This is a genomic window from Synechococcus sp. Minos11 (assembly GCF_014279855.1).
Classification (GTDB): Bacteria; Cyanobacteriota; Cyanobacteriia; order PCC-6307; family Cyanobiaceae; genus RCC307.
In genome coordinates this window covers 569939-587836 of record NZ_CP047953.1, presented here as the reverse complement: position 1 = coordinate 587836, position 17898 = coordinate 569939, and the positions used below count along the sequence as shown (strand labels likewise).

Below are 17898 nucleotides of genomic sequence, written 5' to 3'. Positions count from 1 at the left end.
GCCGCGGTCAAGCGCCCAACGCAGTTGCCGCCGATTCTCTCCTGTCGTGCCCCTGCCTTACGCGCTCCAGTAACAGCACGCCCGCTGCCACGGCCACATTGAGGGATTCCACCGCCGCGTGATGGGGAATCGTCAGGGCTGTGACGCCCTGCTGCACCAGGGCTGGATCCAAGCCGCTGCCTTCATTTCCCAGCAGCAGCAGGCTGGGCTGATGCCAATCGGGCTGCCAGTAGGGCTGGCCGCCATCGCGCAATGCGGCATAACAAGCCACACCCCGCTCTCTGGCCATGGCCAGCACAGGAGCCAAATCATCAAGCCGCTGCATGGAGAGCTCCAAGGCAGCACCAGCAGAAGCGCGCAGCACCTTGGGCTGCCAAGGGTCGGCGCCACCGCCCAACCAAACCCGATCCACACCAGCAGCTAGGGCGGTGCGCAGGATCGTGCCGAGATTGCCGGGATCTTGAACGCGGTCCAAGGCCAACAGCAGCGGCGATTTGGCCTGCGGCCAAGACGGAGCTTGCAGCCCAGGAGCTGGATGGGGCACCAGGGCGATCACCCCATCCGGGCTATCGGTGCTGGCCATGGCCTGCAACACCTCAGGGCTGACCGGTTGCAATGGCTCAGACCCCAGCAGCGTTGGGTGTTGCTCTTGCCAGCGGGTTGTAGCGATCAAACGATCTAAGGGCAGCCCAAGACGGCGGCATTCCTGCAACAAGTGGGTCCCCTCCAGCAGCAGCAAGCCCTGCTCGCGGCGGCCGCGCGGCTGCTGCAAAGCGCGCACCTGATGCACCAGGGGATTGCGGCGACTGCTGATCAAATCAGCGGGGCGACCGTCAAATCTGCTCAAAGCGGCGCAGATGAATGTCGTTCTTCATCACGATGCCTTCGGGGCTGAGATCCAGGCCCTTCACCGAAGCCACCGAACCCTCGATGCCTTCGGTGCGCAGGTTTTCCACCAACTTTTTGATCACCTCTTCCTCCACCTTCGCTTCATCGAGGCTGTCGGGAGTTAAGCGCTCCAAGAAGCGACCCACTTTGGAGGCCACAACGTCCGAGGCATTACTGATTTTGAGGACGATCACTGAAAAATGCCCTTGTCTTCTTCAGGATGCCAAGAATGGCCCCCAAAAAAAAGAAGCAAAATCTATAGAGCAGTTGTTATCGGTAACAACTAATTGAAGTGCGGATGGGGAGACTTGAACTCCCACGATGTTGCCACCACTAGTACCTGAAACTAGCGCGTCTACCAATTCCGCCACATCCGCTGGCGTTACCCAGATCCCCTGCAGGAGCAGGGTTAATCAGCCTTAGAAAGGAACTCACCGGGACGCGTTTGCGAGCCCGCCGAGCTGGCAGCTGACAACCATAAACCATGGCTGAACGCCCCCAAAGCCCACCCGAAGTGAGCCAATCAAGACAGTTCAACGGCCGGCCGTCTAGACGGTCTCACTTGCGATTGTCAAGATGTGGGTCCAGACGGCCACATTGCCGATGAACGTCATTCTTGCGCCGTCTCAAAAAGCTCTCACTCCGCACCTTGAAATTCGAGGCGGTCGGCGCTTAGCAGGGGAGATTCGCGTCAGCGGCGCCAAGAACTCAGCCCTGGTGTTGATGGCCGCCTGCCTGCTCAGCAGCGACGATCTCAAGCTGCGCAACATGCCGGCCCTCTCGGACATCCAGGGCATGGGCGAAATCCTCGAGTCGCTCGGGGTCACCATGAACCGGGGCGACGGGTTCGTTGAACTCAACGCCTCTGGGCTCAACCAGTCGTCACCGCCCTATGAGCTGGTGAACGGCCTACGGGCCAGTTTCTTCTGCATCGGTCCTCTGCTGGCTCGCACTGGCGTGGCCCGGGTGCCGCTACCCGGTGGCTGCCAGATCGGCGCGCGCCCTGTGGTTGAACACGTCAAAGGTCTTAAAGCCCTCGGCGCTCAGGTCACCATCGAACACGGCGTGGTCTCAGCTGTCGTTCCAGGCCGCGGGCATCGCCTCACCGGCGGCAAGATCCACCTGGATTGCCCCAGCGTTGGCGCCACCGAAACCTTGATGATGGCCGCCGCCCTGGCCGACGGCGAAACAACGATTGAAAACGCTGCCCAAGAGCCCGAGGTGGTGGACCTCGCCGGCTTGATCATCGCCATGGGCGGGAAGGTGCGCGGAGCAGGCACCCCCACGATCACGATCGTGGGTATGGAGCGCCTGCATGGCGCCGACTACATGGTGATCCCCGATCGCATCGAAGCTGGCACCCTGCTGCTGGCTGGTGCCATCACCCGCTCCAAGCTGCGCATCACTCCGCTGATTCCTGAGCATCTCGGCGCCGTGCTGAGCAAGCTTGAAGAGGCTGGCTGCACGCTCGAATCCGATGGGATCGGCATGACCATTTCGGCCGATCGCGTGCGCGCCGTTGATCTGCGCACCCAGCCATTCCCTGGCTTCCCCACCGATCTGCAGGCGCCATTCATGAGCTTGCTGGCCACGGCCGAGGGCACCAGCGTGATCACCGAAGCGATCTTTGAAAACCGGCTCCAGCATGTGGCTGAGCTGCAACGCATGGGCGCCGCCATCCGCACCCAAGGCAACACAGCGTTCATCGAAGGTGTTCCCTTCCTCAGCGGAGCCCCAGTGACCGGTAGCGACCTGCGCGCTTCAGCCGCCATGGTGCTCGCGGGCCTCGCCGCTGAAGGCACCAGCTTGGTGCAAGGCCTCAAGCATCTCGATCGCGGCTACGACCGCCTGGAAGAGAAGCTCAGGAGCGTGGGTGCGTCGATTGAGCGTCACGACGTTGGATAGGGGCAGTCGGACTCGAACCGACAAAGCCGAAGCCGGCGCATTTTGAGTGCGCTGCGTCTACCAATTCCGCCATGCCCCCGCAGGATCAATCTACCGCTGTGATGGCCACCTACGGCCGCTTCCCTGTGAAGTTGGAACGTGGCCAAGGGGTTTGGGTTCATGACAGCGAAGGACGCCGCTACCTCGATTGCGTTGCCGGCATTGCCACCTGCACCTTGGGCCATAGCGACCGGGCCCTGCGCCGGGCTCTAACCCAGCAGCTGCGCAAGCTGCAGCACGTCTCGAACCTCTATGCCATCGGTGAGCAGGAGCAGCTAGCCAGCTGGATTGCAGACAACAGCTGCTGCGATCAGGTCTTTTTCTGCAACTCCGGCGCCGAGGCCAATGAGGCCGCCATCAAGTTGGCCCGCAAATATGGCCACAGCCGCCGCGGCATCAACCAGCCGCTGATCCTCACGGCCCGCTCCAGCTTTCACGGCCGCACCCTGGCGGCCGTGACAGCCACCGGCCAGCCCAAATACCACCGCGGTTTTGAGCCCCTGCCCGAGGGCTTTGCCTACTTCGATTACAACGACATCCCCAGCCTGGAGGCTGCGCTGCAGCAGCACAGCGATCGCGCGGTGGCGGTGCTGCTGGAACCCCTGCAAGGGGAAGGCGGAATCCTGCCGGGCGACCGTGCGTTCTTCAGTCGCTTGCGCCAGCTTTGTGATGAGCGCCAACTGCTGTTGATCAGTGATGAAGTGCAGGTGGGCATGGGCCGCAGCGGCACCCTCTGGGGCTACCAGCAGCTGGGCATTGAGCCCGATGCCTTCACCACCGCCAAGGGCCTTGGTGGTGGCTTCCCGATTGGCGCTCTGGCGGTAAAAAACTATGCCGCCGTCTTCGAGCCGGGGGATCACGCCAGCACCTTTGGCGGCAACCCCCTGGCCTGCCGCGCTGCCCTCACCGTGGCCCGCGAACTGCAGCAGCGACGCCTGCTGGAGAACGTGCAGCAACGGGGCGAGCAATTGCAGCAGGGCCTGCAACAACGGGTGCAGCAATGGCCGCAGCTGCTGGCTGGTGAACGGGGCTGGGGCTTGATTCGCGGCCTGCTGCTGCGTGATGACAGCATCAGCGCCATCGATCTGGTCAAGGCCGCCATGGCAGAGGGGTTGTTGCTGGTGCCGGCTGGCAGCCAAGTGGTGCGCTTTGTGCCCCCCCTGGTGATCAACCGCCGCCAAATCAACCAGGCTCTGCAGCGCTTGGATCAGGCCCTCAGCAAACTCGCGGCCTGACGTGCAGCTGCCCGATCCGGTCGAGCTGGGCGATCTGCTCGAACCCTTCAGCCGCCGCGGCATCGACCTAGGTCTCGATCGCCTGCATCAGGCCCTGGCCGCTGGCGGTCACCCGGAGCAGCGCTTTCCTGCCGTGCAAGTGGCCGGCACCAATGGCAAGGGCTCGATCTGCACAGCCTTGGGGGCGATCTTGCAAGCCGCGGGGCTCAAGGCTGGTCTCTATCGCTCGCCGCATCTGATCAGTTGGTGTGAGCGGATCGCCATTGGCGATCAGTGGATCACAGCAGACAAGTTGCGCTCGCTATTGCAGCGCTGGCAGCCCCTGGGCCAACAGCATCAACTCACTCCGTTTGAACTGCTCACGGCGGCGGCGATGGATCATTTCGCCGCGGCCCAGGTTGATCTAGCGGTGCTGGAGGTGGGCCTGGGCGGCCGCCTCGATGCCACCACCTGCCACCCCAACCGGCCGGTGCTCGGCATCGCCAACATCGGCCTGGACCACCGCGAACACCTTGGCTCCACGCTCGAAGCGATCGCCACCGAAAAGGCCGGCATCTTTCACACCGGGGCCGTGGCTTTCAGCGCCCCGCAGCCAGACTCCGTGGCCCAGGTGCTGGAGCAGCAGGCGCAGCAGCGGGGCTGCCAGCTGCACTGGGTGGAACCGCTGGCCGCCGAGGTTCCCCTGGGCTTGGCCGGCAGTTGGCAGCGCAGCAACGCCGCTGTGGCCCTAGCCATGGCCCAAGAGCTGGCCCGCCAGGGCTGGCCAATCAGTGTTCAGGCCATGGCCCAAGGCTTGGCCCAGGCCCAGTGGAGCGGCCGCCTGCAGCGTCGCCAGTGGCGCGGCCAGCCGGTGCTCATTGATGGCGCCCACAACCCCCCAGCCGCTGAGGGACTCCGCCGCGAACTCAACGAGCTGGCGCCGGGACAACCGCGTCATTGGCTGCTGGGGATTCAGCGCCACAAAGATGGGCCCGCCATCGTTCGCGCCCTGATGGCCCCAGGGGATCGCGCCTGGATGGTGCCAATCGAAGGCTGCCGCAGCTGGCAAGCCGCTGAGCTGACGATCCCAGGCGTGCACGACAGCCCCTCAGCTGAGCAGGCCCTCGAGCAGCTTTGGCCCGCGGCCTGTGAACCGGTGATTGCCGGATCGCTCTACCTCTTAGGCCAGCTCTGGCCCACACTGGAGCCCCCTGCCGAAGGCTGATGCTGCGCCTGCTTGTTGTGCTGCTGTTGAACCTCAGCCTGCTGTGGCCCCTGCAACCGGCCATGGCCAGCGGCAGCTATCTGGAAAAAACCGACTACACCCTCACCAACCAAAGCGACGCTGATTTCAGCGGCCAAGATCTCGAGGGCAGCTCCTTTGCCGGTGCCGTGGTCCGCAATGCTGATTTCAGCGGCGCCAAGCTGCACGGTGCGATCTTCACCCAAGGGGCTTTTGCAGGCTCCAACTTCGCCGGCGCCGATCTCAGCGATGTGCTTATGGACCGCGCTGATTTCACCGGCACCAACCTCAGCGGCACCAACCTCAGTGGCGTGGTGGCCAATGGCAGCAGCTTTGCCAAAGCCGAGATCGAGGGTGCTGATTTCACCGGCGCCCTGCTCGATCGTGATGATCAAATCACCCTTTGCCGCAAAGCCAAAGGGGAGACGCGCCTAAGCCTCGACTGCCCCTGAGCTCCAGCCCCGCAACTTGCCTGGATTGCAGAGCCCGGCTGGGTCATAGGCCCGTTTGGCGGCCACCTGATCGGCATCCACCACACCCAAACCGCCGTCTTCCACGGTGATGGCATGGGCGTTAAAGACCAATCCCCCGGCTGCTTTCAGCGCCCCATTGAGCTCCGCGAGGGCTGCTTCTCCGCGCCATTGGAAGGGCAACAAACCCACCCAGCGCAGCCGTCCGCCTTGGCGCACCCGCTCGAGATGCCAATGCACCCAGCCCGGCCAGCGCTCCGCGATGGCCTCGATGAAGGGCCCCACTGGATCGGGCAACAGCACCAGTTGATAGGTGAACTGCGGCGCATTGGCGCGCACCTGCAAGGTGGTGTGGTTCCAGCAGAGCTCACGCAGCAGCAAGCCGCGGGGGGGCCATTGCGGCCGCTGCCAGCAGAGCTCGGCGCCGGCAGCGGTGGCCATGGTTTCAATCAGCGGCAATGCCGCCGGAGCCGCCAGCAGCAGCAGGGCATCGCCACTTGGCCAAGGGCTGCTGCCCAGGGCGGGCATGCGCTCCAGCAAGCGCCGCTCCAAAAAACAGAGGCCATCGATCTCCAACGCCGCAGCCGTGAGTTGCTCCCCTAAGGCCAAGGCAGCCGCTGCGCTCTCTGCCACCAGCGCCACTTCTTGCCAGTCCTGCCATGGCGCCGTTGGCACCGTGATCGCCGTGAAGATGCCGTTGCTGCCATAGGCATGGTTCAGCCCGCGGGCGGCAGCGGCATCGAGTTGCAGCACCCGCGGCTCCGGCTCAACCGTCACCACCTCCAGGCCCAGCAGATTGCCTGGATCGCGCAAGAGCCCCCAGCGCACACTGCCCACACCGCTGGAGCCGCCGGCGATGAAGCCCCCCAAGCTGGCGGTGCGCCAGGTGCTGGGGGCCAAACGCAAGGCCCAACCCTGGGGCTGCAGATAGCGATCGAGCTCGAGCAATCGGCAGCCCGGCTCAGCGGTGAGCACACCGCTGAGGAGGTCAAACTGCCGCACCTGCTGCATCGCCGAGGTGTCGAGAACCACGCCGCCTTCCAAAGGAACGGCTTGGCCGTAGTTGCCGGTGCCGGCCCCCCGTGGGGTGAGCGGCACGCCATGGCGAGCGCAAGCACCTGCCACTTGCACCACCTCCGCAGTGCTGGAAACACGCACCACCAGATCGGCGCAGCAGGGCTGCAGGCGCGGCACCAACGAAGGCGAAAAACTGAATTGGTCGTGGGAGAGCTGCTGCAGCAGCGGCCCTTGATCAATCAAATCGAGCTGGGACAGCTCAGCTCTGAGGTCGCGAAGACCCATCAATCCACGCTCTCAGCGCGCAGCACGATGAATTGTCCAGCCACGGCGAGGGTCTCGAGGGAATAGCGGGGCAAGGGCAACTGAGCCAACAAACCCGATGCCCCAACCTCTGTTTTGTAGAGGCTAAAGAAACCAAAATTGCGCCGCTGGCTCAGCTGCAAGGCCAGATCACCGAGGGCTTCCCGTTGATCGCGAAACAGGCGAGGGCAGTTGTCCACCATCAGGTTCACCATCAGCGGCAACACCCCATCGCGGCAAAACTCCTGAATGCCCCTTTCGCTGAGCTCCCGGCCCGCAAATTCAGCGAAATCTTGAGGCCCAGGATTACCGATCCAAAGCAAGGCACCGGCTGCAGGCAGCAACAGGAGAGGGAGGGAAAAACGCACGCTCGAGCAGAACCGGCCGCTGGTAGATTCTGGTCTCCACGGCGGGCGTCGCCAAGTGGTTAAGGCAGCGGCTTGTGGCGCCGCTATTCGGGGGTTCGAATCCCCTCGCTCGCCCTTCTCCGTGGTCAGCTGAGCAACGCTTCCAGCAGACGGTCAGCTCCACCACGCACAGGATCAGCGCAACAACACCCCGTGTCTTGGGCTGTTTGCTCGATGGCTGCTGCAGCCTGACGGTCATCCAGTTGTGCTGTGTTCAGGGCAATCGCCTTCACCCGCGCGGGCGCGAGCCCCGGCGGCCGCCCTAGGCGCGCCAACGCCTCCACCACCGCGATCAGCTCTGGCAGCGGCGGCAAGGCGATCTCCGGCAAGTTGCGGATGCTGCGCTGCCCGGCGCGGTGCACCAACAGCAAACTATTGGCCTGACTGCCTCGCATTAACGGCAAGGTGGCGGTGGAGCCTGGATGACAAAAGGAGCCCTGGCCCTCCACAAAGACGATCGACTCCTCACCAGCCCCCTCAGCCACCTGCAACACGGCCTGCTCAACGGCGCCAGCGGCGTAATCGACCCGCACCGCATCCAGTGGCACGCCGCCACCAGCAATCAAAATCCCGGCCTGACCCGTGCCAACAAAGCGGGCATCCAGTCCGCGCTGGCGTGCTGCGGCGGTGAGCTCCAGGGCTGCGCTCATCTTTCCAACCGACATGTCGGTGCCCACGGCCAAGATCCGACGGCAGGGCAAAGACGCGGCCCGCGCCGCGGCCACACCAAGGCCAGCCGGCTCCTGGCGCAGATCCCAAATCCAAGAGCCCGGTTGCACCGCAGCCTGCAACTCCGGATCAGCCGCGAGCTGGGTGTGCAAACCACTGGCCACACTCAAGCCGCTGCGTAACGCCTCCAGCACCGATTGGCGGACCGGCTCTGGCAGCACACCACCGGAAGGCGCCAAGCCCACCACCGCCACCTGGGGCCCATAGACCATGGCCTCAGCCACCGAGCCCACCACCGGCACCGGGCGAGGGATCCCGGTGAGCAATGGCAGATCAGCGCCGGCATGGCCTGGATCCAACACAGCCACCACAGGGCCCTGGCGGTAGCGCAAAAACGCCAGGCCCGTTTTGCCGGAAAGATCAGAAAGGCCGCCGTGCTGCAGCAGCAGCACTGGTGCATCGGGGCTCAACATGGCTGCACCCCCAAACCCGCCCCGCTACTGGGCTGCAGCAGATCCCCCTGGGCCAGCGGGCCAGAGAAGGGGTCATCAGCCAAGTTGAGATGGGAATCGAGATCGGGCCACTCCACCAGGGGCAGCAGCTGGGCTGCCGCACCATTGAGCAGGGCGCTATCGGAGTAGCAGCCCAGCATCAACTTCAGGCCCAACCGCGAGGCCACCTGCGCCATCAACAGCGCCTCGCTCAAGCCACCGGTTTTGAGCAGCTTGAGGTTGACCCCCTGCACGTGGGGCGCCAGCCGCAGCAAATCCTCAAGGTTCCAGCAGCTTTCATCGGCCACCAAGGGAATCGGAGCCGCCCCCTGCAGGGCCGCAAACCCCTGCTCGTCGCCGTCGCTGGCCGCTAACGGCTGCTCCACCAGCACAACCCCACGTTCCGCCAGCCAAGGCAGCATTTGGCGCGCTCCCTCCAGGCTCCAGCCGCCATTGGCATCCACTTGCAACTCAGCCCCGCCCAGCACTGGCAACAGGGCCTCCACCAGAGCCTGGTCATGGCTGAGGCCGTCGGGGCTACCCAACTTCAACTTCACCCGGCTGGCCGGCAGCTGCTGGCGCCATCGGCTCAAGCGTTCCAGCACCTTCTCCACAGGCGCCAGCCCGAGGGTGACGCTGGTGGGCTGGCAGCCGCGCAGGTCCAGGCCCCAAAGCCGCCACAGCGGCTGGCCCAACAGCTGCCCCCAGAGATCATGCAACGCCAAATCCACCGCGCAGCGGGCGGGCGCACTTAGCGGCGCCAGCAATGCCGGCCAATCGGCCGGCTCCTGCCAGCCAGCAGCCTCCAGTTGCGGTAACCAGCCCGTGAGCTCCTGCTCGAGCTGGGCGGTGCTGAAAACCCGCTGACCGGTGTCAAAGCCACCGGTTTCGCCGCGGCCGATCTGGCCGCCGTGTTCAAGCTCCAAGAGCAGGTGCTCCACAGCCGCGGTGGTGCCGCGGCTGATGGTGAGAGGTACCTGCTTGGTCAGCGTGAAACGACGCAGTGACCAGCGCATCGCAAGCCAACCCAAGACCATCGTGTCTCACCCTGCCACGTCAGTTCACCGGCCATGGTCAAGACTGGGTTGAGCCTCATCCACCCATGGCCGACTCCTCCCGAGGGACCTACTGGATCACCACCTTCGGCTGCCAGATGAACAAGGCCGATTCCGAGCGGATGGCCGGCATTTTGGAGTCCATGGGGTACAGCGCCGGCAGCGGCGAAGATCAGGCGGATCTGGTGCTCTACAACACCTGCACGATTCGCGATAACGCCGAACAGAAGGTTTACAGCTACCTGGGTCGTCAGGCCCGGCGCAAACGCGACAACCCAGCGTTGACCCTGGTGGTGGCCGGCTGTGTCGCGCAGCAAGAGGGGGAGTCCCTGCTGCGCCGCGTGCCCGAGCTGGATCTGGTGATGGGCCCGCAACACGCCAACCGGCTCGACACCCTGCTGAGCCAAGTCGAAGCCGGCCAGCAGGTGGTAGCCACCGACGACCATCACATCCTGGAAGACATCACGACAGCCCGGCGCGACAGCTCGCTCTGCGCCTGGGTGAATGTGATCTATGGCTGCAACGAGCGCTGCACCTACTGCGTGGTGCCCTCGGTGCGCGGCCAAGAGCAATCACGCCTGCCCCAAGCCATCCGCCTGGAGATGGAGGGGCTAGCGGCCAGCGGCTACAAAGAAATCACCCTGCTGGGCCAAAACATTGATGCCTACGGACGGGATCTGCCGGGCATCACGCCGGAGGGCCGGCGCCAAAACACCCTCACCGATTTGCTGCACCACGTGCACGACGTGGAGGGCATTGAGCGGATTCGCTTCGCCACCAGCCACCCCCGCTACTTCACCGAGCGCTTGATTGAGGCCTGCGCCGAGCTGCCGAAGGTGTGTGAGCACTTCCATGTGCCGTTTCAAAGCGGCGACGACAAGCTGCTCAAAGCCATGGCGCGCGGCTACACCACCGCCCGCTACCGCCGCATCGTCGAGCAGATCCGCAAGCTGATGCCCGATGCCGCCATTAGCGCCGACGCGATCGTGGGCTTCCCGGGCGAAACCGATGCCCAGTTCCGCCGCACCTTGGAGCTGGTGGATGAGATTGGCTTTGACCTGCTCAACACCGCCGCCTACTCGCCAAGGCCCAACACACCGGCAGCCGACTGGCCCGATCAGGTGGAGGAGCACGTCAAGGTGGAGCGCCTCAAGGAGCTCAACGCCCTGGTGGAGCGCAAAGCCAAAGCCTGCAGCCAGCGTTACTTGGGCCGGGTTGAAGAGGTGTTGGCTGAAGGCATCAACCCGAAAGACGGCACACAGTTGATGGGCCGCACCCGCACCAACCGGCTCACCTTCTTCCCAGCTGGGAGCCACCGCGTTGGCGACACGGTGCCGGTGCGCATTGAGCAGGTGCGCGCGTTTTCCCTGAGCGGGTCTGCCCAAGCCCAGCCAGCGCTGGTACGTTGAGCTCCCCGCTCTAGAGCCTTGAGCAGCCAGCAATCCAAGGTTGTCGGGCTCATCTTTGGCGGCGCCTCCGGCGAGCACGACGTCTCAATTCGCTCCGCCGCCACCGTGGCCGAAGGACTCGCTAGCGGTGCCAACAAGGAGCGCTACCGCGTTCAGCATGTCTATATCGATCGCCAGGGCCGCTGGTGGGGTGATGCCATCGCCCGCCAGGTGCTCAGCAGCGGCCAGGCCCTTGCTGACGATGGCAGCAGGCCGGGCTTCAGCGGCTTTCCCGATGGCTGCCTGGAGGTGGAGATCTGGTACCCGGTGCTGCACGGCCCCAATGGCGAAGACGGCACCATCCAGGGGCTGTTCAGCCTGATGCAGCGCCCCTTTGTGGGCTCTGGCGTGCTGGGCTCAGCCGTGGGCATGGACAAGCTGGCGATGAAGGCAGCCTTCTCAGCCGCTGGCCTGCCCCAAGGGCCCTACCGGCCCGTGCTGGCCAGCGAGCTGGGCAGCAACAGTCAACTGCTCGAGGAGCTGGAGACGCAACTGGGCTATCCCTGCTTCATCAAGCCCGCCAACCTGGGCTCTTCGGTGGGGATCAGCAAAGCCACCAACCGCAGCGAACTGCAAGCGGGATTGGATCTCGCCGCCAGCCACGACAGCCGCTTGCTCGTGGAGAAGGGTCTGCAGGTGCGGGAGCTCGAGTGTGCCGTGCTGGGAGGCCAACACCTCAAGGCCTCGGTGCTGGGTGAGGTGAGCTTTGACGCCGATTGGTACGACTACGAAACCAAGTATTCGTCAGGGCTCAGCAGCACGCAGATTCCCGCCGATCTCCCCGAAGCCATCAGCAGCCGCGCCCAGCTCTTAGCGATCGAAGCGGTGCAGGCGGTGGGGGCCAGCGGGCTCAGCCGTGTGGATTTCTTTTACGAGGAAGCCAGCGGCAGCCTGCTGATCAATGAAATCAATACGTTGCCCGGCTTCACTAGCCAAAGCATGTACCCCATGCTCTGGAACGCGAGTGGTGTTCCGCTGGAGGAGCTTGTGCATCAACTGCTGGAGCTAGCCCAATGAGCCACGGACTGATGTGGCTGCCGCTGCTGGTGGCCTTTGTGGTGTTGACGGCCCTTGGCTGGCTGGAACGGCGCCGCCAGCGGCTGTTCCTGGAGTGGGCCAGCGAATCGGAACTGTCGAAGCTTGATGGCAGCGGCGCCGCTCGCCTCAAGGATGGTTGGCTCGAGTGGAGCAGCTTTGAAGCTGGAAAACTCAAGCAGGAGGGCCGCTTTGAGGTTTGCAAGCTGGAACTCGTTGAGCTGTTGGCGCTGAGCTCCGGCGATGCCCCCCTCACCGACGAAAGCCATGGGCCCTGCCGCCTGCGCCTGATTGGCAGCGGCGATCAGCGGGATTTGGCCTTTGCCGATGCCGATCGCGCCCGCGACTGGATTGAGCAGCTGATGAGCCGCTCCCGCTGCGAGCTGTGAGTGTGCGCAGCCCAGCGCGCCCCCAACGACCGGCCAGTGCTGAGCTGCAGCGCCGCCGGGACTTACGCCGGCGCAAACGAGTTCACTTCGCCGCGCAGCTGTGGAGCCTGCTGCTGCTGCTGAGCGCCAGCGCGGGCCTGGGTTGGCTGCTGCTGCGCCATGGCTGGCTGCTGCGCACACCAGAGCAGGTGCAACTCACCAGCCGCTCCCCCTTCAACCGCGAGCAGGTGATCAGCGCCGCTGGGCTGCGCTTTCCGGTTGCCCTGTTGAGCCTTGATGGCGCCAGCCTGCAGCAGCGCCTGGGAGCCAAGCTGCCGGTGGAGGACATCCGCCTGCAGCGCCAGCTCTGGCCGCCCCAACTGCTGATCGATCTCCGCCTCAGGCAAGCCGTGGCCCGCGCCGTGCGGCACACACCTCAAGGCCGGGAAACGGGCTATGTCGATCGCACCGGGGCATGGATCAGCCGGGCGCAACAGCAACAAGCCCGGGGTGAAGCGGTGCCCGCCTTGCGTGTGCTGGGCTGGCAGCCAAGGCATGCCGGCACCATCGCCCTGCTGCTGCGGGAGCTTCCGCCTGCTGCGGCCATCAGCCAGATGGAATTCAGGCGCAATGGCGAGCTCTGGATGCAAAGCAGAGCTCTAGGTCCGGTGCGTTTTGGCAGCTTGGATCAACGGCTCCCCAGACAACTTGAGGTGCTCTCGCATCTGGCAGAACAGCAACCATTAGCCCAAGAGCCAACCCAAGCCTTGGATCTCAGCGATCCCGAACGACCCGAACTGATGCTGGTGCCGCCGAAGTCGTCAGAAAACTGACACAGCCAAACATTGCGAATTGCGCGATTCGGGGCGAACCTGTCGCATCAACTTCTGACCATTCGGTCATTCCTCGATAATGCTGCAGCCAATGAATGGTGTGGGCACTGCCATGGAACGTGAAGCCAACGCAAGTTCTGGCAGTCCAGATACCAAATTCAGCGCAGCCGCAGCAGGAATCGTGCCCAGTCAGAACGCCCGCATTCAAGTCATCGGTGTTGGAGGTGGCGGCAGTAACGCCATCAATCGGATGATCGCCTCCGAGCTCCATGGCGTTGGCTTTTGGGTGCTCAACACCGATGCCCAAGCCCTGCTCAATTCAGCGGCCAGCCAGCGCGTGCAGCTGGGCATGAAGCTCACCCGCGGCCTCGGTGCAGGCGGCAACCCTTCCATCGGCCAGAAGTCCGCGGAAGAATCCCGCGTTGATCTGCAGCAGTCCCTGGAAGGCACCGACCTGGTGTTCATCACCGCCGGTATGGGCGGTGGCACCGGAACTGGCGCTGCTCCAATCGTGGCGGAAGTAGCGAAAGAATCCGGCGCCCTCACCGTTGGCATCGTCACCAAGCCCTTCACCTTTGAAGGCCGCAAGCGGATGCGCCAAGCCGAGGAAGGCATTGCCCGCTTGGCTGAGCACGTGGACACCTTGATCGTGATCCCCAACGACCGGCTGCGCGATGCCATCTCCGGGGCTCCCCTGCAAGAAGCCTTCCGCACAGCCGATGAAGTGCTGCGCAGTGGCGTCAAAGGCATCAGCGACATCATCACCAAACCGGGCCTGGTGAATGTGGACTTCGCCGACGTGCGCTCGGTGATGGCCTCCGCCGGCACGGCTCTGCTGGGCATCGGCGTGGGCTCAGGCCGCTCACGCGCCTCAGAAGCCGCCATGGCGGCCATGAGCAGCCCGCTACTGGAATCAGCCCGCATCGATGGCGCCAAGGGCTGTGTGATCAACATCAGCGGCGGCCGCGACATGACCCTTGAGGACATGACCACCGCCTCAGAAGTGATCTACGACGTGGTGGATCCTGAGGCCAACATCATCGTGGGCGCCGTGGTGGATGAGGCGCTGGAGGGCGAAATCCACGTCACCGTGATCGCCACCGGCTTTGAAGGCGGCAGCCAATACGTGCCCCAACGCACACTGCGCACCGAGCTCAGCGACACCGCAGCCCAGGCCAACCTGGAGATCAACGACAACGGCGTCCGCATCCCGGCCTTCCTGCAGAACCGCCAGAACCGCGATCAAGACTGAGTCTTGAGCTCAGATTGTGAAGGGGTGACCCGGAGTCCACGCCTGCCTCGAGCATCCCGTGTGGCTGCTGCCTTCCGGATCTGACCAGGTTTAGGCGTCGGAGCCGCATGGGTCCGAGTCGCCCTGATGTTAGCAATGGCTCACGCCTGGAGATGTCTTGAGCCTCACGCCCCGCCAACTCGGCGAGCAGCTGCGGCAACGCAAGCAACAGCGGCAACCGATTGCCGTGCTGACCGCCTGGGATGCCCTCAGCGCCAGTTGGGCTGAGGCCGCTGGGGTGGATCTTGTGCTGGTGGGCGATTCCCTGGCGATGGTGGCCCTCGGCCATGCCACCACCTTGCCGGTGACGCTTGAGGCGATGGTGCAGCACACCGCGGCGGTGGAGCGGGGCCTACGGCACACCCCGATCGTCAGCGATCTGCCGTTTTTGAGCTATCAGTGCGGCCCGGATCAAGCCGTGGCGGCCGCCGGCCGCTTCCTCAAGGAAACCGGTTGCGCCGGCGTGAAATTGGAGGGCGGCGAACCTGAAACCATCGCCGTGATCGACCGCCTCGTGCGCAGCGGAATCCCAGTGATGGGGCATCTGGGGCTAACGCCGCAATCGGTGCATCAACTGGGCTACCGGCGCCAAGCCACCGACCCGGTGGCGCAAGAGCGCCTGCGGCAACGGGCCCTGGAGCTGCAGCGAACCGGTTGCTTTGCCCTGGTGCTCGAGCATGTACCGGCCGAGCTGGCCACGCGGCTCAGCGCTGAACTCAGCATGCCGGTGATCGGCATCGGCGCCGGTGAGGGCTGCGATGGCCAAGTGCGCGTCAGCGCTGATCTGCTGGGGCTCACCCCGCAGCAGCCCCCGTTTTCACCCGCGTTGCTGGATGGCCGCGAGCTGTTCAGCCAAGCCTTGCGCCAGTGGGTGCAAGCGGTCCAGAGCGCTCCAGTGCCGCCAACAAATCACTCAGCACCGCATTGCTGAGGCTGAAGCCCTCCGGGGCCACCAGGCGCAGACGCTGAGCGCTGAGCTCCACCACACCGCGCTCAATCCAGCCGGCCAAGACGCGCTCCAGCCAAGCGCGCTCCAGCCCCCAAAGCCCGGTCTGCTGCAGCCAGGCCAGATCCACCCCCTCACGGCGGCGCAAACCCACCAGCAGCAGATCCTCGACAGGAGGCCAGCCGGCGGCTGGGCCATCGCCTTGGCGGCCAGCATGCGCTTGCACCCACTCGCTGTAGGCATCACGCGTGCGCGGGCGCGCCAGGCGCTCTGTGCCCACACCAGAGGTGGCCCCGAGCCCCAAGGCCCACCAGCTCGCCCCACTCCAATAAACGCGGTTGTGGCGGCTGGCCTGCCCGGGAAGGGCCCAACTGCTGACCTCGTAATGGCCATATCCCGCCGCCTGCAGCCGCTGGTGGGTGTGTTGCAAGCGATCGGCGGCCTGATCGTCGTCCGGCAGCAGCAGCTCTCCGCGGCCTTGGCGCCAGGCAAACACCGTGCCGGGCTCCACGATCAGGTCGTAAATCGACAAATGGGGAGGCGCCTGGGCCAAGGCCTGGCTCAACTCCCAATCCCAGGCCTCAAAGCTCTGCTGCGGCAGGTTGACGATCAAATCCAAGCTCCAGCTCTGCAGCAGCGCCTGCTGCTGGGCCTGCCGCAACCAGCTGCAGGCTTCCCGCAGCTGGTTGGCGCGGTGACGGCGCCCCAGCTGCTCAAGCACGCCATTGTCAAAGCTCTGTCCGCCGAGACTGACGCGATTGATGCCCAGCGCCAGCACCGCCTCAAGGCGCTGACGATCAAAGCTGGCCGGATCCATTTCCAAGGTGAGCTCAGCGCCCGGCGCCAAGCCCCAGTGGCGGCGAACCGCCGCCAGCAGTTGCGCCAACTGATCAGGCGACAGCATCGATGGGGTGCCGCCACCGATGTAAACGGTCGACAGGGGCGGGCCTGCAGGTGCTGCTGCAAGGTCGCGCAGCAGCCAATGGAGGTAATCAGCAATCGACTGGGAGCGGCTGCCATCGGCCTGATCACCCAGGGGAACCACCGGGAAATCGCAGTAAAAACAGCGCCGATGGCAAAAGGGGATATGGAGATACAGGCTCCGGGGCGGGCGCCGACCCGCGGGAAGCGGCACACTCATGGCAATCTCCCTGGCAAATTCGCGCAGATCGCGCTCGCCGCGTCCCTCCAGTCTGATTGTGGAAGCTCTGCTCCTGCTGCTGTTTGTGATCTCCGGGGCTGCCGCTGGCTTCCTCGGGGTGGATCTGCTGCCGCCGCGCATGTTGATCCAGGTCACCAACCTGGAAGGCTTGCAGTGGGTAATGGGGGGCTTTGGCGCCTTCTTTGGCCTGATTGCCGGCTTCCTGTTCCAGCGGCTGCGGGCCCAGCTGATGCGCCAGGTGCGCACCATGCCCACCGACCTGCTGATCAGCCGCGCGGTGGGGCTGATCTTGGGGCTGCTGGTGGCCAATCTGCTGCTGGCACCAATTCTGCTGCTGCCCTTGCCCTGGGAAGTGGGCTTTGTGAAGCCCCTGGCCGCCGTGCTCAGCAACGTCTTCTTCGGCGTCAGCGGTTACAACCTCGCCGAAGTGCATGGCCGCACCCTGCTGCGGCTGTTCAACCCCAGCAGCACCGAAGCGCTGCTCGTGGCTGATGGGGTGCTGCAGCCCGCCAGCCCAAAAATCGTGGACACCAGCTTGATCATTGATGGCCGCCTTAGGGGCCTGCTGGAAAGCGAAATCCTGGAGGGGCAGGTGATCGTGGCCCAGTGCGTGATCGATGAGCTGCAGCAGCTGGCTGATTCGGGCAACAGCGACAAACGCAGCAAGGGACGCCGCGGCCTCAAGCTGCTGGCTGAGCTGCGCGATAGCTACGGCCGCCGGCTGATCGTCAACAGCACCCGCTACGAAGGCGATGGCGTTGACGACAAGCTGCTCAAGCTCTGCAGTGACACCGGCGGACTGCTGCTCACCACCGACTACAACCTGGCCAAGGTGGCTCAGGTGCAAAACCTGCGGGCGCTCAACCTCAGCGAGCTGGTGATCAGCCTGCGGCCTGAGGTGCAACCGGGCGACCTGCTGCAGCTCAAAATCGTGCGCGAGGGCAAAGAAGCCGACCAGGGCGTGGGTTACCTGGAAGACGGAACGATGGTGGTGGTCGAATCAGGCAGAGGCAGCATCGGCGAGCGGCGCGAAGTGACGGTGACCGGCGCCTTGCAGACACCGGCAGGCCGAATGGTTTTCGCCCGAACGGCAGATGCTCGCTAGGCTCAGCCG

Annotated in this window: 18 protein-coding genes, 3 tRNA genes and 1 other RNA gene; 12 read left to right on the top strand and 10 right to left on the bottom strand. The window is 64.6% G+C overall.

Annotated elements, in window-relative coordinates:
• Positions 1–7 precede the first annotated feature (7 nt).
• The 3 genes from SynMINOS11_RS03250 to SynMINOS11_RS03240 all read right to left on the bottom strand — a co-directional run bounded on the left by SynMINOS11_RS03250 (position 8) and on the right by SynMINOS11_RS03240 (position 1265).
• Entirely contained in the window at positions 8–847 is an 840-nt protein-coding gene (locus tag SynMINOS11_RS03250) for a TrmH family RNA methyltransferase (protein ID WP_186549820.1), read from the bottom strand.
• Positions 834–1082, bottom strand: coding sequence for a hypothetical protein (locus SynMINOS11_RS03245; RefSeq protein WP_011935031.1), 249 nt, complete (start codon positions 1080–1082; stop codon positions 834–836). The genes SynMINOS11_RS03250 and SynMINOS11_RS03245 overlap by 14 nt, the downstream gene beginning before the upstream one ends.
• Before the next feature lie 99 nt (positions 1083–1181).
• Positions 1182–1265 (bottom strand) — tRNA-Leu (locus tag SynMINOS11_RS03240).
• A 226-nt stretch (positions 1266–1491) separates the two neighbouring features.
• Here SynMINOS11_RS03240 and murA point away from each other — a divergent pair.
• Positions 1492–2793, top strand: coding sequence for a UDP-N-acetylglucosamine 1-carboxyvinyltransferase (murA, locus tag SynMINOS11_RS03235; RefSeq protein WP_186549818.1), 1302 nt, complete (start codon positions 1492–1494; stop codon positions 2791–2793).
• On the opposite strand, the gene SynMINOS11_RS03230 is transcribed toward murA, so the two are convergent.
• Positions 2791–2872 (bottom strand) — tRNA-Leu (locus SynMINOS11_RS03230). The genes murA and SynMINOS11_RS03230 overlap by 3 nt on opposite strands.
• A gap of 22 nt (positions 2873–2894) precedes the next feature.
• Here SynMINOS11_RS03230 and SynMINOS11_RS03225 point away from each other — a divergent pair.
• The 3 genes from SynMINOS11_RS03225 to SynMINOS11_RS03215 are packed head-to-tail and all read left to right on the top strand — an operon-like array spanning position 2895 to position 5741.
• Positions 2895–4067 carry an aspartate aminotransferase family protein gene (locus tag SynMINOS11_RS03225; RefSeq protein ID WP_255445467.1) on the top strand — a complete coding sequence of 391 codons (1173 nt, stop codon included), beginning with the start codon at positions 2895–2897 and terminating at the stop codon, positions 4065–4067.
• Position 4068: 1 nt separating this feature from the next.
• Positions 4069–5271 carry a bifunctional folylpolyglutamate synthase/dihydrofolate synthase gene (locus tag SynMINOS11_RS03220; RefSeq protein ID WP_186549815.1) on the top strand — a complete coding sequence of 401 codons (1203 nt, stop codon included), beginning with the start codon at positions 4069–4071 and terminating at the stop codon, positions 5269–5271.
• On the top strand, positions 5271–5741 hold the full coding sequence (locus SynMINOS11_RS03215; RefSeq protein WP_011935027.1) for a pentapeptide repeat-containing protein: 471 nt from the start codon (positions 5271–5273) through the stop codon (positions 5739–5741). Before SynMINOS11_RS03220 ends, SynMINOS11_RS03215 begins: the two co-directional genes overlap by 1 nt.
• On the opposite strand, the gene SynMINOS11_RS03210 is transcribed toward SynMINOS11_RS03215, so the two are convergent.
• Positions 5721–7061, bottom strand: a complete 1341-nt coding sequence (locus SynMINOS11_RS03210; protein WP_186549814.1) for an FAD-binding oxidoreductase — start codon at positions 7059–7061, stop codon at positions 5721–5723. The genes SynMINOS11_RS03215 and SynMINOS11_RS03210 overlap by 21 nt on opposite strands.
• Positions 7061–7447: a DUF4359 domain-containing protein gene (locus SynMINOS11_RS03205; RefSeq protein ID WP_186549813.1), complete on the bottom strand. Its 387-nt coding sequence runs from the start codon at positions 7445–7447 to the stop codon at positions 7061–7063. Before SynMINOS11_RS03205 ends, SynMINOS11_RS03210 begins: the two co-directional genes overlap by 1 nt.
• Positions 7448–7488: 41 nt before the next feature.
• On the opposite strand from SynMINOS11_RS03205, the gene SynMINOS11_RS03200 reads away from it, so the two are divergent.
• A tRNA-His gene (locus SynMINOS11_RS03200) sits at positions 7489–7561 on the top strand.
• Positions 7562–7572: 11 nt separating this feature from the next.
• Here the strand turns inward: SynMINOS11_RS03200 and SynMINOS11_RS03195 are convergent.
• The gene (locus SynMINOS11_RS03195) at positions 7573–8628 is read right to left on the bottom strand and encodes a DUF1611 domain-containing protein (RefSeq protein WP_186549812.1); all 1056 of its coding nucleotides are present in this window, start codon (positions 8626–8628) and stop codon (positions 7573–7575) included.
• Positions 8622–9662 carry a dipeptide epimerase gene (locus SynMINOS11_RS03190; protein WP_186549811.1) on the bottom strand — a complete coding sequence of 347 codons (1041 nt, stop codon included), beginning with the start codon at positions 9660–9662 and terminating at the stop codon, positions 8622–8624. The genes SynMINOS11_RS03195 and SynMINOS11_RS03190 overlap by 7 nt, the downstream gene beginning before the upstream one ends.
• 86 nt (positions 9663–9748) lie before the next feature.
• Here SynMINOS11_RS03190 and miaB point away from each other — a divergent pair, with 86 nt between their 5' ends.
• The 5 genes from miaB to ftsZ all read left to right on the top strand — a co-directional run bounded on the left by miaB (position 9749) and on the right by ftsZ (position 14637).
• On the top strand, positions 9749–11110 hold the full coding sequence (gene miaB, locus SynMINOS11_RS03185; protein WP_186549810.1) for a tRNA (N6-isopentenyl adenosine(37)-C2)-methylthiotransferase MiaB: 1362 nt from the start codon (positions 9749–9751) through the stop codon (positions 11108–11110).
• A gap of 18 nt (positions 11111–11128) precedes the next feature.
• Positions 11129–12166, top strand: a complete 1038-nt coding sequence (locus tag SynMINOS11_RS03180) for a D-alanine--D-alanine ligase family protein (RefSeq protein ID WP_186549809.1) — start codon at positions 11129–11131, stop codon at positions 12164–12166.
• Positions 12163–12573: a hypothetical protein gene (locus SynMINOS11_RS03175; RefSeq protein ID WP_011935020.1), complete on the top strand. Its 411-nt coding sequence runs from the start codon at positions 12163–12165 to the stop codon at positions 12571–12573. Before SynMINOS11_RS03180 ends, SynMINOS11_RS03175 begins: the two co-directional genes overlap by 4 nt.
• On the top strand, positions 12570–13385 hold the full coding sequence (locus SynMINOS11_RS03170; protein ID WP_186549808.1) for a cell division protein FtsQ/DivIB: 816 nt from the start codon (positions 12570–12572) through the stop codon (positions 13383–13385). The genes SynMINOS11_RS03175 and SynMINOS11_RS03170 overlap by 4 nt, the downstream gene beginning before the upstream one ends.
• A gap of 112 nt (positions 13386–13497) precedes the next feature.
• Positions 13498–14637, top strand: a complete 1140-nt coding sequence (gene ftsZ / locus SynMINOS11_RS03165; protein WP_255445466.1) for a cell division protein FtsZ — start codon at positions 13498–13500, stop codon at positions 14635–14637.
• 23 nt (positions 14638–14660) lie between these two features.
• Here ftsZ and ffs read toward each other — a convergent pair.
• Positions 14661–14757, bottom strand: an RNA gene (ffs, locus tag SynMINOS11_RS03160) — signal recognition particle sRNA small type.
• Between the two features lie 37 nt (positions 14758–14794).
• On the opposite strand from ffs, the gene panB reads away from it, so the two are divergent.
• Positions 14795–15607 (top strand): 3-methyl-2-oxobutanoate hydroxymethyltransferase, encoded by an 813-nt coding sequence (gene panB, locus SynMINOS11_RS03155; RefSeq protein ID WP_186549806.1) that lies wholly within the window; start codon positions 14795–14797, stop codon positions 15605–15607.
• Here the strand turns inward: panB and hemW are convergent.
• Positions 15525–16757, bottom strand: a complete 1233-nt coding sequence (hemW, locus tag SynMINOS11_RS03150; protein WP_186550665.1) for a radical SAM family heme chaperone HemW — start codon at positions 16755–16757, stop codon at positions 15525–15527. The genes panB and hemW overlap by 83 nt on opposite strands.
• 61 nt (positions 16758–16818) lie before the next feature.
• Between hemW and SynMINOS11_RS03145 the strand changes: the two genes are divergently transcribed.
• Positions 16819–17889, top strand: a complete 1071-nt coding sequence (locus SynMINOS11_RS03145; protein ID WP_186550663.1) for a PIN/TRAM domain-containing protein — start codon at positions 16819–16821, stop codon at positions 17887–17889.
• Positions 17890–17898 lie beyond the last annotated feature (9 nt).